This window comes from Mesorhizobium sp. WSM4312, assembly GCF_002294875.1.
In the GTDB taxonomy this organism is placed as follows: Bacteria; Pseudomonadota; Alphaproteobacteria; order Rhizobiales; family Rhizobiaceae; genus Mesorhizobium.
Genome location: NZ_NSFU01000009.1, coordinates 38,646 through 51,576 on the forward strand (window position 1 = coordinate 38,646; position 12,931 = coordinate 51,576).

Sequence of the window (12,931 nt, forward strand, 5' to 3'; positions counted from 1 at the left end):
GAATGTCATGCGCGCATCGAGGCCCTTATCCGAGAGACCCGGCATGAGCTTCTTCAAGAAAATGTCGCGCCGCACGCTCGTGCAGGCGCTGATCGCCCTGCCTGCCTTGTCCTTGTTCCGCAAGCTGCCTGAAGCCGACGCGGCCCGTGCCGGTCCTTCAAGGGCCGATCCGTCACCGGCCGACCCGAATGAGATCGTCGAGGTCAATGGCTGGATCCTGAAGCGGAGCGACCTGGCATGATCTTCGACAGTCATGAGGCGTATCGCGCCGCCAACTTCAAACCCAAGGTCTGCATCCTCGGTTCGGGTCCGGCCGGCACCACCATTGCCCGCAAGCTGGGCGCTGCCGGCATCCCCGTCGTGGTGCTGGAGGCCGGCTCGCGCGAGTTCAGCAACGAGTCGCAGGATTTCTACCGCGGCACCACGGTCGGCGATTTCTATTTCGACCTCGACATCACCCGGCTGCGGTGTATGGGCGGCAGCTCCAACCATTGGGCCGGCTGGTGCCGCGTGCTCGACAAGCAGGATTTCGAGCCGAAGGCCTGGGCACCCGACACAGGCTGGCCGATCCGCCGCACCGACATCGAGCCCTATCTGCCGGAGGTGCACGATATCCTCGAACTTCCTGATTTCCGGCCTGATGTGCCGATCTCGGACGACATTCGCTGGGTGCAGCTGATCAAGAGCCCGGCGGTGCGCTTCGGCGAGAAATTCGCCGACGAGCTCGACAAGAGCCGCAACATCGCCGTCGTGCTCAACACCTATGCCACCGAGCTTGCCGGTGACGGCAAACGGGTGACCGGCGCCAAACTATGGTCCAACGGCCAGGACGCGGGCGCCTTCAGCGCCGACTATTTCATCGTCTGCACCGGCGGGCTGGAGAATTCGCGGCTGCTTCTGTGGTCGAACCAGCGTTCCAATGGCGGCGTCGTCCCGAACGCCACGGCACTTGGCCGCTACTGGATGGAACACCCGACCTTCGAGGGCGGCAATGCCATTCTTGCCGACTATGGCGAGTTCGAAGTGGATGCCGTCAACGAGGCCTTCTTCTCGCCGACGCTTGCCGCGATGGAGCGCCTGCGGATCATGAATTTCGGCATCAGGCTGATCGAGACGCCCTATGCCGGCGTCAAGCATGTGATTGCCGACCTCGCCTGCACGGCGCCCGACATGGCCGAATGGGTCGCCTATCGGCTCAGCCAGAACCTGCGCTGCGCGGCCCAGCTCTACGTCGCCTGGGAACAGGCGCCGCTGGCCTCCAACCAGATCAAGCTGTCCAAGACCGATGTCGACCATGCCGGCGTGCCGCGCATCGAGCTGCACTGGAAGAAATCGGAGCTCGAGCGCCGCACGCTTGTCGAAGGCCTGAAGCTGTTCGGCACGACGCTCATCGAGAAGGATCTCGGCCGTGTCCGTCTCATGGACTGGATTGCCAATGGCGAGGATTATCCGACCGACGAGGAGACCGCCGGCCACCATCATATGGGCGGCACGCGGATGGGCATCGACATCAGCAGAAGCGTGGTGGACGCCAACTGCAAGGTGCACGGCATGGACAATCTCTATGTCGGCGGTTCCTCGGTGTTCTGCACATCCGGCCAAGCCAACCCGACGACGACGATCACCGCGCTGGCCTGCCGGCTGGGAGATCACCTGAGCAAGGTGGTCGCTGTCTGACATTCCACGGTAGCCGGCGCCAGTGATGGCGCCGGCAGGTGTGCGGCATCATGCTCCAGTTCAGAAGCCGTAGACGGCGATGCGCACCAGCACCGCCGCGGCGGCCAGCGCCACGAGCAGGATGCCGAGGCCGATGGGGGAACCCCAGCCGTACCATTCCATCGCCAGCTTGGCGTATTTGAATTCGTCCTCATGCGAGAGAGGGGTACGTTGTTCGATCGAGCTCATTTTTCACTCCGTGTCGGCGGCCGGCCCTTGCCTTGTCGGCAGTGCCGCCGCATATTGCTGCGATGGTCTAAATGTTAGACGGATTGATAGTTAGATGATCGAAACAAATTCGTCAAGCGGGTATCGCGACGAAATGGCGGCCGCGATCGGCGTAGCCGTGATGCAATGGCAGGACGCCACGCAGGCCTATGACGAGGCGGTGGGGACGCGGCTCGGGCTCAACATGGCCGAGCGCCATTGCGTCGGGCTGCTCCATGGCGGCCCGCAATCGGCTGGCGCGATCGCGACCGCGACCGGCCTGACGCCGGCCGCCGTGACGGCGCTGATCGACCGGCTGGAGGCGCGCGGGCTGCTGACGCGCACGCGCAGTCTCGAGGACAGGCGCAAGGTGGTGATTGAAGCGACCGAGGCGACGCGGGAGCTGTCGGCGCGCTATTACGGCGCCATCGCCAAGGAGGGCGAAAAGGTGATCGCCACCTTCAGCGACGCCGAGCTCGCGACCATATCACGCTTCGTCAACGCCGCGCTCGACCTGCAGCGTGCCCAGCTTGCACGGCTGACGGCCGAGGGGCCGGACACCCCTGGATGATAGGGTTCGGTGTGTCGGCGGCGTTGTCGCAAACGTCGGCGGGGAACGGCATTATTTCGGCTAGGCCCCGTAGACGGCCAGAAATGCCTCCACCGAGGCATCCGCGTGCCGTTCCAGTTCGGCCTTGGAGCGCCGGTTGCTGCCCGTGAACATGGCTTCATTCATGGGGATCCAAAGAAGCATTCCAAAGAGATGGCTGGCTGCCAGATAGGGATCGCTGGTTTGTAACAGTCCTCGACTGGTGAGCTTTTGAAAGCAGGACGCCGTCGAGGCAAGCATGCGCTCAAAACCTTTTTCGTACCAAGCGCGGCCAAGCTGCGGCATTCGATCCGCGTTGGCGATGATCAAGCGCCGCAGCTTCAACAACTCTTCATCCATGAGAACCGCTATCAGGCGTCGGGCAAGCTGCTGCAGGCCGCCTTCCATGAATTTCGCCTCGGAAAGCAGCGTCGTCACGGACTCGATGATGTCATTGACCTGGGTAGCGGTTGACAGAACGACTTCGCCGAACAGCGTCTCCTTGTCGGTGAAATGCTTGTAGACGGTCTGCTTGGAAGCCCCCGCCTTGGTGGCGATTTCCTCCATGCTGGTCCCGTCATAACCCTTGCTGATGAACGCCGCCGTGGCCGCCTGGATGATCTCACGATCCTTGCGAGCCGATCTGGTCTCACCGCCGGTTTTCATTGCGCCCTTCCAACCAGTACTAGACGGTACCGTTCTCTCATGGTAGCCATGAAACGGTACTGGACTGACTAGTACCTGTCAACGAAGGCAAGGCTTAGACCGATGACCAAGATGATCTTCATAAATCTGCCGGTGCGCGATCTGCAGGCAGCGACCAACTTCTATCTCGCGATCGGCGGCACGCTCAATCCGCAGTTCTCGAACGACCAGGCGAGCTCGATCATGTTCTCCGACGCGATCGGCGTGATGTTGCTGACGCACCAGCATTACGGCCAGTTCACAACCCGCCAGATCGGCGACGCCAGGCGTGACAGCCAGATGCTGATCGCGCTCACCGCCGGCAGCAAGGACGAGGTCAATGCCACGATCGAGAAGGGCGTCGCGGCCGGCGGCCGCGCCGATCCCAACCCCGCGCAGGACCTCGGCTTCATGTTCAACCGCCACATCGAAGACCCCGACGGCAACGTCTGGGAGCTCCTGTGGATGAACCCCGCCGCCATGCAATAGCCCAGCGGGATCAAAGCGTCCAAAGCGCGTCGCGTTGAAACGGATTCATGCGACGCGCTTTGTGTTTTAGACCGTCGCCGGGTCGAGTGCCGGCTGGTCCTTGCGGCGCGCGACGATCGCCTCGAAATCGGCCGTCTGGAAAGCATCGCGCAAGGCGTCGAAGGATGGCAGCACGAAATAGGCGCGCTGGAACTTGTCGATCTCGTAGCCGGTGCGCATCACCGTTTCGAGATCGAAAGGCACATGGTGGGCGTCCTTGCCCTCGACGGCGAACTGCAATTCGGTGAAGGACGACATCAGGCCGGCGCCAAAGGCCTTCAACGGCTGGCCGGCCTCCTGCATCAAGCCGTATTCGGCCGTGTACCAGTAGAGCCGGGTGATCATCTCGTCACCGCCGAGCGCGATGATGTCGCCGGCCTTCTTGCCATACATCTGCATGAAGTCGGCGAAGACCGGCTGCGATAGCACCGGCACGTGGCCGAAGAAATCATGGAACATGTCCGGCTCGACGATGTAGTCGAGCTCCTGCCGGGTGCGCAGCCAGTTGGTGACCGGGAAGCGGCGGTTGGCGAGATGGTCGAAGAAGGGCGCGGCGGGAATGAGGCCCGGCACCGCAACGATCTCCCAGCCGGTCAGCTTGCGCAGCTTGGTGCTGACGTCCTCGAAGTCGGGAATGCGGTCGAGCAGGCCGAGTTTGTCGACACCGTCGAGATAGGAATGATGGGCGAGCTTGCGCGTCAGCTTGGTCTGGCGGTCGCACAATGTGCGCCACACCGCCTGTTCCTCGCCGCTGTAGTCATAGCCCTGGGCCACGGTGAAATCGGCACGGCAGACCGAATAGTCGCCGCGCAACCCCTGCGCCGCGCAATCGCGGGCATATTCGGCAACACTCATCGCCGTCATGGTTTTTCTCCTCGCAAATCGGCAATGGCAGACGTGTCCGAAGGGTAACCGGATTTGCCGAGGCAATTTGGTTCCGATGGTGGCTCATCAGCGATATTCGGGATAACATTCACCCACAATCCGGATCGGAGGAGTGAAAATGCCTCAATTTGACGACTTCGAGATCAAGATGCTCGATGTGCTGCAACGCGACGGGCGCAAGCCCGTCTCCGAACTGGCGCAAGAGATCGGCCTGTCGACGACGCCATGCGCGCGGCGCTTCGAGGCGCTGCAGGATGCCGGCATCATCAAGGGCTTTGCCGCGGTGATCAGCCGCCGCGCGGTCGGCCTGATGGTCGAGGTGTTCATCCAGGTGCGCCTGGTCAGCCACAGCGACGGTTCGCCGGAAAAATTCATTGCCGCGGTGCAGCGCATGGACGAGGTGTCCTCGTGCTGGACGATGACCGGCGACCACGACTTCCTGCTGCATGTGATGGTGCCTTCGGTCGACGAGCTCAACGCCTTCGTCATGCATCGGCTGATGCGGCTCGACGGCGTGCGCGACGTCCACACGCAGCTCGTGCTGCAGAACATCAAGGGCCCCGGCCACGTGCCGCTCGCGCATCTCAGGAAGTAGCGCCATCTCCAGCGCTCCTGCGGAAAAGCTGCACGCAAACTGCTGAAACGGGCCAATCGGGCGGCTAGATCGCCGGCCAGCATGCGCGGACCAATCTCTCGGAGGTCCGCCATGAAAATCGTCCTGATCAATCCGCCGCACACCGCCATCGGCAGCCGGGTGCCGGATGATCATCTGCCGCCGCTTGGACTGCTGGCGATCGGCGGCCCGCTCATCGATGCCGGCCACGACGTACGCCTCGTCGATGGCGAGTTCGGGCCGATGCCGCTCGACAAGGTGGTGGACGACGCCTTGGATGACATCCCGGACTTCGTCCTGATCGGCCATTCCGGCTCGACCTCGGCACACCCGACCGCCTTGCTGATCGCCAAAATGATCAAGGAGCACGAGCCGGCGACCATCATCATCTATGGCGGCGTCTTCCCGACCTACCACTGGCGCGACATACTGGCGGCGACCGACGGCTTCGACTTCATCGTGCGCGGCGAGGGCGAAGCGACCGTGGTGGCGCTGGTCGAGGCGCTGGAAATGCACCAGCCGCCGGCGAGCGTCGCCGGCATCGCCTTTCGCGACGATCTGCGCCGGCCCTTCGCCACGCAGGCGGCCATGACCATTGCCGAACTCGACGCCTACCGCGTCGGCTGGGAGCTGATCGACCACCGCCGCTACAGTTACTGGGGCGGCAAGCGCGCCGTGGTGATGCAGTTTTCGCGCGGCTGTCCGCATCTGTGCAACTATTGCGGCCAGCGCGGCTTCTGGACCCGCTGGCGGCATCGCGATCCAAAAAGGTTCGCGCAAGAGATCGCCTGGCTGCACCGCGAACATGGCGTCGAGCTGGTCAATCTCGCCGACGAGAACCCGACGGTTTCGAAGAAGGCGTGGCGGGCCTTTCTCGACGCCCTGATCGCCGAGAACGTGCCGGTGCTGATCGTCGGCTCGACGCGTGCCGACGACATCGTGCGCGACGCCGACATCCTGCATCTCTACCGCAGGGCCGGTGTCATCCGCTGGCTGCTCGGCATGGAAAACACCGACGAGCAGACGCTGCAATTGATCCGCAAGGGCGGCAGCACCTCGTCCGACCGCGAGGCGATAAGGCTGCTGCGAAAGCACGGCATATTGTCGATGGCGACGTGGGTGGCCGGCTTCGAGGATGAGGGGTTTCGCGACCTGTGGCGCGGTTTTCGCCAGCTCATCGCCTATGACCCCGACCAGATCCAGGCGCTTTATGTGACGCCGCATCGCTGGACGCCGTTCTTCCGCATCGCGCGCGACCGCAAGGTCATCCAGAAGGATGCCCGGCTGTGGGACTACAAGCACCAGGTGCTGGAGATGACACGGCTGAAGCCGTGGATGCTGTTCTTCAGCGTCAAGCTGATCGAGCTTGCCGTGCAATCGCGGCCGAAGGCGCTGGCGCGCATCCTGTTCCACCCCGACCCCGAGCAGCGGCATTCGATGCGCTGGTACACCAGGATGGGCCGCCGGGTCTGGTTTCGCGAGGTCTGGGGTTTCCTGGTCCGAGACATCAGGGTGAAGGACGGCCCGACGCTTGCCGAATTCTGGGGCGCGCCGCAGGACGCCGAGGAGGAATCGATGATCGTCGCACGTCCACCGCGCAAGCCGGCCGAAGCTGCCGCCGCGATTTCGCCGGGCGCCTGACCGGCTTGCCACTCTCACAAAAATACGCAGCGTATCAATATTGACATACGCCGCGTATGCACCCACATCCGGCATACGGGGCGTATGTAAATTGCCCCGGACAGTGGAGCGCAGGTCGCGATCGTCGGGAGATCGGGCCTGCCTTTGTTTGAACGGAGTGAAAATGACCAAACGTGACGCGATCTTCCCTGCCGGCCGGCAGGCTCTCTATGACATCAACCGCTATTCGGCGGCGATCCGCTCGGGAGACCTTCTGTTCGTCTCAGGGCAAGTGGGCAGCCGCGAGGACGGGTCACCCGAGCCTGTCTTCGAAAAGCAGGTCCAGCTTGCCTTCGACAACCTCGCGGCCGTACTGAAGGCCGCAGGCTGCACGTTCGACGACATTGTCGACGTCACCACATTCCACACCGATCCCGCCGCGCAGTGGCAGGCGATCGACGCCGTCCGACTGAAGGTGTTCGGCGAACCGCCCTACACGAACTGGACCGCGGTGGGCGTGAACTGGCTGGCGGGCTTCGACTTCGAGATAAAGGTCATCGCGCGCCTTCCGCAACCCGCCTGATCGGCTGAGCCGCGAGCGACGAGCGTACAGCTCAAGGCACGATCAGCGTGCCGGCGCCGTGTTCGGTGAAGAGTTCGAGCAGCACCGCATGCGGCGTCTTGCCGTTGAGGATGACGACGCCTTCGACGCCGCGCTCGATCGCCTCGATGCAGGTCTCGACCTTGGGGATCATGCCGCCGGAGACCGTGCCGTCCTTGATCAGCGCCCTGGCCTCGGCGACGGTCAATTCGTCGATCAGCTTCTTGTTCTTGTCGAGCACGCCGGGCACGTCGGTGAGGAACAAAAGGCGCGAGGCCTTGCAGGCGCCGGCGATGGCGCCAGCGAAAGTGTCGGCATTGATGTTATAGGTATGGCCGTCGCGCCCGGGCGCCACCGGCGCCAGCACCGGGATCATTTCGGAGCGGGCCAGGAGGTCGAGCAGCGTGCGGTCGACCTCGACCGGCTCGCCGACGAAGCCCAGATCGAGCACCCGCTCGATGTTGGAATCGGGATCGATCATGGTCTTGCGCGCCTTTTCGGCGAACACCATGTTGCCGTCCTTGCCGCAGAGGCCGATCGCCCATTCGCCCTCGGCGTTGATCAGCGCGACGATCTCTTTGTTGATCGAGCCGGCCAGCACCATCTCTACGATCTCGACCGTCTTCTGGTCAGTGACGCGCAAGCCGCCCTCGAATTTGGATTCGATGCCCATCTTGGTCAGCATGGCGCCGATCTGCGGCCCGCCGCCATGAACGACGATCGGGTTGACGCCCGATTGCTTCAGCAGCGCGATGTCGCGGGCGAAGGCCTTGCCGAGCTCGATGTCGCCCATGGCGTGGCCGCCATATTTCACCACGACGGTCTTGTGTTCGTAGCGCTGCATGTAGGGCAAAGCGCGAGACAGCAGGGCGGCCTGCATTTCGGCGGTGGCGGCGATGTCCGTCATCGGGCGGTTCCCTGGCTTTTTGGTTTATGCATGTCGTTGCCCCAAAACCGCCGGGCACTTTTGGAGACATGCATCAGGTAAAGACGGCGGCGTCTTAGCGGGAATTGGCGCGGGGGGCAAATGGCATTGCTGTCATATTCGCCGCGTTCACGGCCTCGTCATCATGACGGCACCATCAGCGGCGCCCGCCGTTTCAGCCAACCCGAAAGCTTCTCCATCTGCGCGGCGAAGGACAAAAGCGTCTCCTCGTCGCCCGGGCGCCCGGCGGCCTGGATGCCGAGCGGCAGGCCGGCCTCGGTGACATGGACGGGCAGCGCGATCGATGGCTGGCCGCTGACATTGTGGATCGCCGGCCAGTGCGTGAACAGAAGGCTCTTGTCCATCAACTGGCCGAACAGTGGCTTGAGCTTCAGCAAAGGCGTGAGATGAAGCTTGTCGAGCAGGTTTTCGATCAGCTCGTCGGCGCCTTTCGGGTCCATGGCGCCGCAGGCGAGCGGCGGGTGCGCGATAACAGGCATCAGCACCGCATCGTAGTGCGCGGTTTCCTCGATCATCCGGCGCGAGGCGGCGTGTAGCCGCTGCAGGCCGGCATAGATCTCGCCGGCAGAGACCATTTCGCCCAACCGGCCGAGCACCCGGGTGGCGCGCTCGACGTCGCCGGTAACGGAACGGCCGACGCGCAGCGCTTCTGCCCGCAGCATGCCGGCGACGGCGGAAGCAACCGTCCTGCAGAAATCGGCCATGAAATCGCGGCCGATGAAGGGCAGGTCGATCTCCACGACGGTGTGGCCGCCCTCGCGCGCAAGCGCCACGGCGGTGTCCAGCGCTTTCATAGTTTCGGCCGAGATCGGCAGGCCAAGCGGCGACTCGCGGTAGACGGCCAGGCTGAGCTTGCCCGGATCACGCGCGGCAGCGGCGGCGAATGTGCCCTTCGGCGGCAGTGCCGCATAGGGCGACAGGGAGTCGGGACCGTGGGTGAGGTCGAGCAGCAGCGCGCTATCGCGCACCGAGCGGGTGACGGCATGATCGACCACCATGCCGTACCAGCTTTCGCTGACCAGCGGCGTCAGCGGGATGCGGCCGCGCGAGGTCTTGAGGCCGACCAGGCCCGTGCAGGCGGAAGGCACGCGGATCGAGCCCCCGCCATCGGAGGCATGCGCCACCGGCACCACGCCGGCAGCGACGAGGGCCGCCGCGCCACCCGACGAGCCGCCGCTGGTGTGGCCGGTGTTCCAGGGATTGCGAGTGATGCCGAAGGCCTCGGATTCGGTCATCAGCCGCAGCCCGTGCTCCGGCGATGTCGAAGTGACGATCGGGATCAGTCCGGCGGCGAGATAGCGGTCGGTCATCAGCGAATTGACGTCGGGCACCGAGGCCGGAATGCGGCTGCCGCCATGCGAGGGCACGCCCTTGACGGCGATGCCGAGGTCCTTGATGGCAAAGGGCACTCCGGCCAGCGGCAGCGAGCGGTCCATGGTTTTCGCCCGCGCCCGCGCGGCCTCGTAGAGCGGCTCGGCCGTGGCATTGATGTCGGGCCTCGTGGCCTCGGCGCGCGCGATCGCCGCGTCGGTCAGCTCGATCGCCGACAGCTCGCCCTTGCGCACCAGACCGGCGAGGCCGGTCGCGTCTTCTTGCCACAGGATCCGTTCGATCGACATCGGCGCTTCCCCGTTCCCTGCCAAGCTAGCCAGCGGCTGATCCCTTGGCAATCGAAGCCTGCGCCGAGACGCCGGACTTTAGGTGCACGGAATATTTCCAGCGTTGCAAATACAACGCAATCGCCTAACTTGGCGCGCATGACGCCGCAGGACATCACCAAGCTGATCGTCCGGACTTCGATGAAGGATCGGGCCGCGTTCGATCTGCTCTACCGGCAGACCAGCGCGAAACTTTTCGGTGTGTGCCTTCGTGTATTGAACGACCGGGGAGATGCTGAAGAAGCGCTGCAGGAAGTCTTCGTCAAGATATGGACGAAGGCGGATCGTTTTGCCGTCTCCGATCTGAGCCCGATCTCCTGGCTGGTGGCAATCGCCCGCAACCACGCGATCGATCGCGTCAGGGCGCGGCGCAAGCCTGCTGCCGATATCGATGCCGCGCTTGACGTGGCCGATCCGGCACCGGGACCTGAAGCGATGGTGGTGGCGGGCGACGAATCCGTACGCATCCATCATTGTCTCGAGGAGCTGGAGAAGGACCGGGCGGCGGCCGTCCGGGGCGCTTATCTCAAGGGCGAAAGCTATGCCGAACTTGCGGAGCGCCACGGCGTGCCGCTGAACACGATGCGTACCTGGCTGCGCCGCAGCCTGATGAAACTGAGAGAATGTCTGGAACGATGACACTGGCAGAAGACAATGGACCGGAACGTGGAGGCGACGACCTGTTCGCCGCCGAATACGTTCTCGGCGTTCTGCCGGTGGAAGAGCGGCAGATCGCGTCCAGGCGCATCGACAGCGAGACCGACTTCGCGCGGCTCGTCGATGGCTGGGAGGTACGCCTCTCGCCGTTGGCATCAACCTATGCGGAGGTCGAGCCGCCGCCTATGGTGAAGGCTGCTGTCGACCGCCGGCTGTTCGCATCGACCGCGGCCACATCGGCCGAGGCACGCGCCGGCCTGTGGTCCAGCCTCGCCTTCTGGCGCGGCCTTGCCGTGGCGGCGGTCGCGGCCCTGGCGCTCTATATCGCCGTGCCCTATGTCAACCGGCCGGCTGAACAGCCGCAGGCGCGGCTTGTCGCCTCGCTGGCGGCCGACGGCAGCGACGTAAAATATCTCGCCGTCTATGATTCCGAGCGGCATGAGGTCAGCCTTTCGCATGTTTCCGGCACGCTCGCTTCCGGCAAGGACTTCGAACTTTGGATGATCGAGGGCAAGAACGCTCCGGTCTCGATGGGCGTCATCCCGGCCGGCGCGACCGCCCATATCGGGGTCTCGCCCGCCACGCAGCAGAAGCTGGCGCAGGGCGCGGTGCTGGCCGTTAGCCTGGAACCGGCCGGCGGCTCGCCGACGGGACAACCGACCGGACCGGTGGTTGCCGCTGGCGACCTGAAGGGCATCTGACCTGCTGCATATCGCAGCGAAGCCGTCTCCGGAATGTTCCCAATATATCTTATGTGACACATGCCTAGAACAGGTGTGCGTGCCGGCAAGAAGGTACGCCAGCAGATCTCTTTGCCCGAGCGAAAAAATCAAAAATCTGAGAATATTCTGAAACTCGTGCGTTTGTGTTCCGTATCTCCTCGCGTTCCCACAAATGGGAAGAGAAACCCGAGGAGTTTGAACATCATGCGTAGATACGCCACCCTTTTGCTTGCCGGTACGATCGCTATTTCCGCTCTTGCCACCGCGGCCTATGCCGAAAACCCGATGGTTGGCGGCGCCGCCATGTATGCCCAGAAGAACATCGTCGAGAACGCCGTGAAGTCGAAGGATCACACGACGTTGGTCGCCGCCGTCAAGGCCGCTGGCCTGGTCGAGACGCTGCAGGGCGCCGGTCCGTTCACCGTCTTCGCGCCGACCAACGAGGCCTTCGCGGCACTGCCGGCCGGCACGGTCGACACGCTGCTCAAGCCCGAGAACAAGGACAAGCTGACCAAGGTCCTGACCTGCCATGTCATCGGCGCCAAGGCGATGGCGGCGGATGTGGCCTCGATGGCCAAGGCTGACGGCGGCACGCACAAGGTCAAGACGGTCGGCGGCTGCGAGCTGTCGCTGAAGGCCGAGGGCGGCAAGGTCACCGTCACCGACGAGAACGGCAATGTCGCCAATGTGACGATCGCCGATGTCGAGCAGTCCAACGGCGTCATCCACGTCATCGACAAGGTTCTTTTGCCGAAGATGTAACAAGGGGCTTGCCGCGGACGAACCTGCGGCAAGAGCTCTCCGCCGATTGCGTCGTCCCGCTCCCGTGATCCGCAATCGACGCGCACGCTCCGCGCCGCGCATGGTCAACCATGGAACGGCGCGGAGTGTCGTTTGGGGCAACCGTCACCGGCTTTTGATTTTGGCGTGGCGGTATAGTTTGGCAAAAGGACAACCGGAGGAACTGGTCATGAACCGTCGCGACTTTCTTTTGAGCGGGGCCGCCGCCATTGGCGTCGTCGGAGCCGCCGCGACCATGCTGCGCATGGGCACTCCGCAGCCCGCGCTGGCGGCCGAGAAGTTCGAGATCACCAAGACGGACGACGAGTGGAAAGCCATATTGTCGCCCGCCGCTTTCGACGTGCTGCGCAAGCAAGGCACGGAATATCCGGGCACTAGCCCGCTGCTCAACGAGCACCGCAAGGGCATTTTCGCCTGCGCAGGCTGCGACCTGCCGGTCTATCCCTCTGAGACGAAATTCGATTCCGGCACCGGCTGGCCGAGCTTCTGGCAGGAGATCGCCAACGGCATCGGCAAGACCGAGGACAGGTCGCTCGGCATGACGCGCACCGAGGTGCATTGCCGCCGCTGCGGCGGTCATCTCGGCCATGTCTTCGACGACGGTCCGGCGCCGACCGGCCTGCGCCACTGCATCAACGGCGTGGCACTGACCTTCAAGCCGGCCACGGCCTGACGAGTTAGACCGGAAACGAAAAACTCCGGGT

Annotated in this window: 16 protein-coding genes; 11 read left to right on the forward strand and 5 right to left on the reverse strand. The window is 63.9% G+C overall.

The annotated features are described in order from the left end of the window. Positions 1-43: 43 nt before the first annotated feature. Positions 44-241 (forward strand): hypothetical protein, encoded by a 198-nt coding sequence (locus CK228_RS16205; RefSeq protein WP_095773259.1) that lies wholly within the window; start codon positions 44-46, stop codon positions 239-241. Then, on the forward strand, positions 238-1,677 hold the full coding sequence (locus CK228_RS16210; RefSeq protein WP_095788493.1) for a GMC family oxidoreductase: 1,440 nt from the start codon (positions 238-240) through the stop codon (positions 1,675-1,677). Before CK228_RS16205 ends, CK228_RS16210 begins: the two co-directional genes overlap by 4 nt. Before the next feature lie 60 nt (positions 1,678-1,737). Here CK228_RS16210 and CK228_RS35320 read toward each other — a convergent pair whose 3' ends face one another. Next, positions 1,738-1,905 carry a hypothetical protein gene (locus CK228_RS35320; RefSeq protein WP_179295942.1) on the reverse strand — a complete coding sequence of 56 codons (168 nt, stop codon included), beginning with the start codon at positions 1,903-1,905 and terminating at the stop codon, positions 1,738-1,740. 94 nt (positions 1,906-1,999) lie between these two features. Here CK228_RS35320 and CK228_RS16215 point away from each other — a divergent pair, with 94 nt between their 5' ends. Further along, a complete protein-coding gene (locus tag CK228_RS16215; RefSeq protein ID WP_095788494.1) occupies positions 2,000-2,494 on the forward strand; it encodes a MarR family transcriptional regulator in 495 nt (164 codons plus the stop codon). A 60-nt stretch (positions 2,495-2,554) separates the two neighbouring features. Here CK228_RS16215 and CK228_RS16220 read toward each other — a convergent pair whose 3' ends face one another. Next, positions 2,555-3,178 (reverse strand): TetR/AcrR family transcriptional regulator, encoded by a 624-nt coding sequence (locus CK228_RS16220; RefSeq protein ID WP_095788495.1) that lies wholly within the window; start codon positions 3,176-3,178, stop codon positions 2,555-2,557. A gap of 102 nt (positions 3,179-3,280) precedes the next feature. Between CK228_RS16220 and CK228_RS16225 the strand changes: the two genes are divergently transcribed. After that, complete coding sequence (locus CK228_RS16225) at positions 3,281-3,685, forward strand: VOC family protein (protein WP_095773263.1); 405 nt, start codon at positions 3,281-3,283, stop codon at positions 3,683-3,685. 66 nt (positions 3,686-3,751) lie between these two features. Here the strand turns inward: CK228_RS16225 and phhA are convergent, their stop codons facing one another. Then, the gene (phhA, locus tag CK228_RS16230) at positions 3,752-4,588 is read right to left on the reverse strand and encodes a phenylalanine 4-monooxygenase (RefSeq protein ID WP_095788496.1); all 837 of its coding nucleotides are present in this window, start codon (positions 4,586-4,588) and stop codon (positions 3,752-3,754) included. A 139-nt stretch (positions 4,589-4,727) separates the two neighbouring features. Between phhA and CK228_RS16235 the strand changes: the two genes are divergently transcribed. From CK228_RS16235 to CK228_RS16245, 3 genes are all read left to right on the forward strand, one after another. Further along, complete coding sequence (locus CK228_RS16235) at positions 4,728-5,204, forward strand: Lrp/AsnC family transcriptional regulator (RefSeq protein ID WP_095788497.1); 477 nt, start codon at positions 4,728-4,730, stop codon at positions 5,202-5,204. Between the two features lie 111 nt (positions 5,205-5,315). Next, positions 5,316-6,863, forward strand: coding sequence for a magnesium-protoporphyrin IX monomethyl ester anaerobic oxidative cyclase (bchE, locus tag CK228_RS16240; protein WP_095788498.1), 1,548 nt, complete (start codon positions 5,316-5,318; stop codon positions 6,861-6,863). 163 nt (positions 6,864-7,026) lie between these two features. Continuing rightward, positions 7,027-7,425 carry a RidA family protein gene (locus tag CK228_RS16245; RefSeq protein ID WP_010912737.1) on the forward strand — a complete coding sequence of 133 codons (399 nt, stop codon included), beginning with the start codon at positions 7,027-7,029 and terminating at the stop codon, positions 7,423-7,425. Between the two features lie 31 nt (positions 7,426-7,456). Here CK228_RS16245 and argB read toward each other — a convergent pair whose 3' ends face one another. After that, the gene (argB, locus tag CK228_RS16250; protein ID WP_038651183.1) at positions 7,457-8,350 is read right to left on the reverse strand and encodes an acetylglutamate kinase; all 894 of its coding nucleotides are present in this window, start codon (positions 8,348-8,350) and stop codon (positions 7,457-7,459) included. Positions 8,351-8,511: 161 nt separating this feature from the next. Next, positions 8,512-10,008, reverse strand: a complete 1,497-nt coding sequence (locus CK228_RS16255) for an amidase (RefSeq protein ID WP_095788499.1) — start codon at positions 10,006-10,008, stop codon at positions 8,512-8,514. Between the two features lie 138 nt (positions 10,009-10,146). Between CK228_RS16255 and CK228_RS16260 the strand changes: the two genes are divergently transcribed. From CK228_RS16260 to msrB, 4 genes are all read left to right on the forward strand, one after another. After that, positions 10,147-10,686: a sigma-70 family RNA polymerase sigma factor gene (locus CK228_RS16260; RefSeq protein WP_095788500.1), complete on the forward strand. Its 540-nt coding sequence runs from the start codon at positions 10,147-10,149 to the stop codon at positions 10,684-10,686. Continuing rightward, positions 10,683-11,405 (forward strand): anti-sigma factor, encoded by a 723-nt coding sequence (locus tag CK228_RS16265; RefSeq protein WP_095788501.1) that lies wholly within the window; start codon positions 10,683-10,685, stop codon positions 11,403-11,405. The genes CK228_RS16260 and CK228_RS16265 overlap by 4 nt, the downstream gene beginning before the upstream one ends. 225 nt (positions 11,406-11,630) lie before the next feature. Then, positions 11,631-12,188 carry a fasciclin domain-containing protein gene (locus CK228_RS16270; protein WP_095773439.1) on the forward strand — a complete coding sequence of 186 codons (558 nt, stop codon included), beginning with the start codon at positions 11,631-11,633 and terminating at the stop codon, positions 12,186-12,188. A gap of 208 nt (positions 12,189-12,396) precedes the next feature. Beyond that, positions 12,397-12,900, forward strand: a complete 504-nt coding sequence (gene msrB / locus CK228_RS16275; protein ID WP_095773270.1) for a peptide-methionine (R)-S-oxide reductase MsrB — start codon at positions 12,397-12,399, stop codon at positions 12,898-12,900. Positions 12,901-12,931 lie beyond the last annotated feature (31 nt).

Bases quoted from the DNA above. Each gene is read 5' to 3' on its own strand.
- msrB (WP_095773270.1), top strand. From the start codon at position 12,397: ATGAACCGTCGCGACTTTCTTTTGAGCGGGGCCGCCGCCATTGGCGTC.
- phhA (WP_095788496.1), bottom strand. From the start codon at position 4,588: ATGACGGCGATGAGTGTTGCCGAATATGCCCGCGATTGCGCGGCGCAG.
- CK228_RS16210 (WP_095788493.1), top strand. From the start codon at position 238: ATGATCTTCGACAGTCATGAGGCGTATCGCGCCGCCAACTTCAAACCC.
- bchE (WP_095788498.1), top strand. From the start codon at position 5,316: ATGAAAATCGTCCTGATCAATCCGCCGCACACCGCCATCGGCAGCCGG.
- CK228_RS16235 (WP_095788497.1), top strand. From the start codon at position 4,728: ATGCCTCAATTTGACGACTTCGAGATCAAGATGCTCGATGTGCTGCAA.
- argB (WP_038651183.1), bottom strand. From the start codon at position 8,350: ATGACGGACATCGCCGCCACCGCCGAAATGCAGGCCGCCCTGCTGTCT.
- CK228_RS35320 (WP_179295942.1), bottom strand. From the start codon at position 1,905: ATGAGCTCGATCGAACAACGTACCCCTCTCTCGCATGAGGACGAATTC.
- CK228_RS16260 (WP_095788500.1), top strand. From the start codon at position 10,147: ATGACGCCGCAGGACATCACCAAGCTGATCGTCCGGACTTCGATGAAG.
- CK228_RS16255 (WP_095788499.1), bottom strand. From the start codon at position 10,008: ATGTCGATCGAACGGATCCTGTGGCAAGAAGACGCGACCGGCCTCGCC.
- CK228_RS16225 (WP_095773263.1), top strand. From the start codon at position 3,281: ATGACCAAGATGATCTTCATAAATCTGCCGGTGCGCGATCTGCAGGCA.
- CK228_RS16270 (WP_095773439.1), top strand. From the start codon at position 11,631: ATGCGTAGATACGCCACCCTTTTGCTTGCCGGTACGATCGCTATTTCC.
- CK228_RS16265 (WP_095788501.1), top strand. From the start codon at position 10,683: ATGACACTGGCAGAAGACAATGGACCGGAACGTGGAGGCGACGACCTG.
- CK228_RS16220 (WP_095788495.1), bottom strand. From the start codon at position 3,178: ATGAAAACCGGCGGTGAGACCAGATCGGCTCGCAAGGATCGTGAGATC.
- CK228_RS16205 (WP_095773259.1), top strand. From the start codon at position 44: ATGAGCTTCTTCAAGAAAATGTCGCGCCGCACGCTCGTGCAGGCGCTG.
- CK228_RS16215 (WP_095788494.1), top strand. From the start codon at position 2,000: ATGATCGAAACAAATTCGTCAAGCGGGTATCGCGACGAAATGGCGGCC.
- CK228_RS16245 (WP_010912737.1), top strand. From the start codon at position 7,027: ATGACCAAACGTGACGCGATCTTCCCTGCCGGCCGGCAGGCTCTCTAT.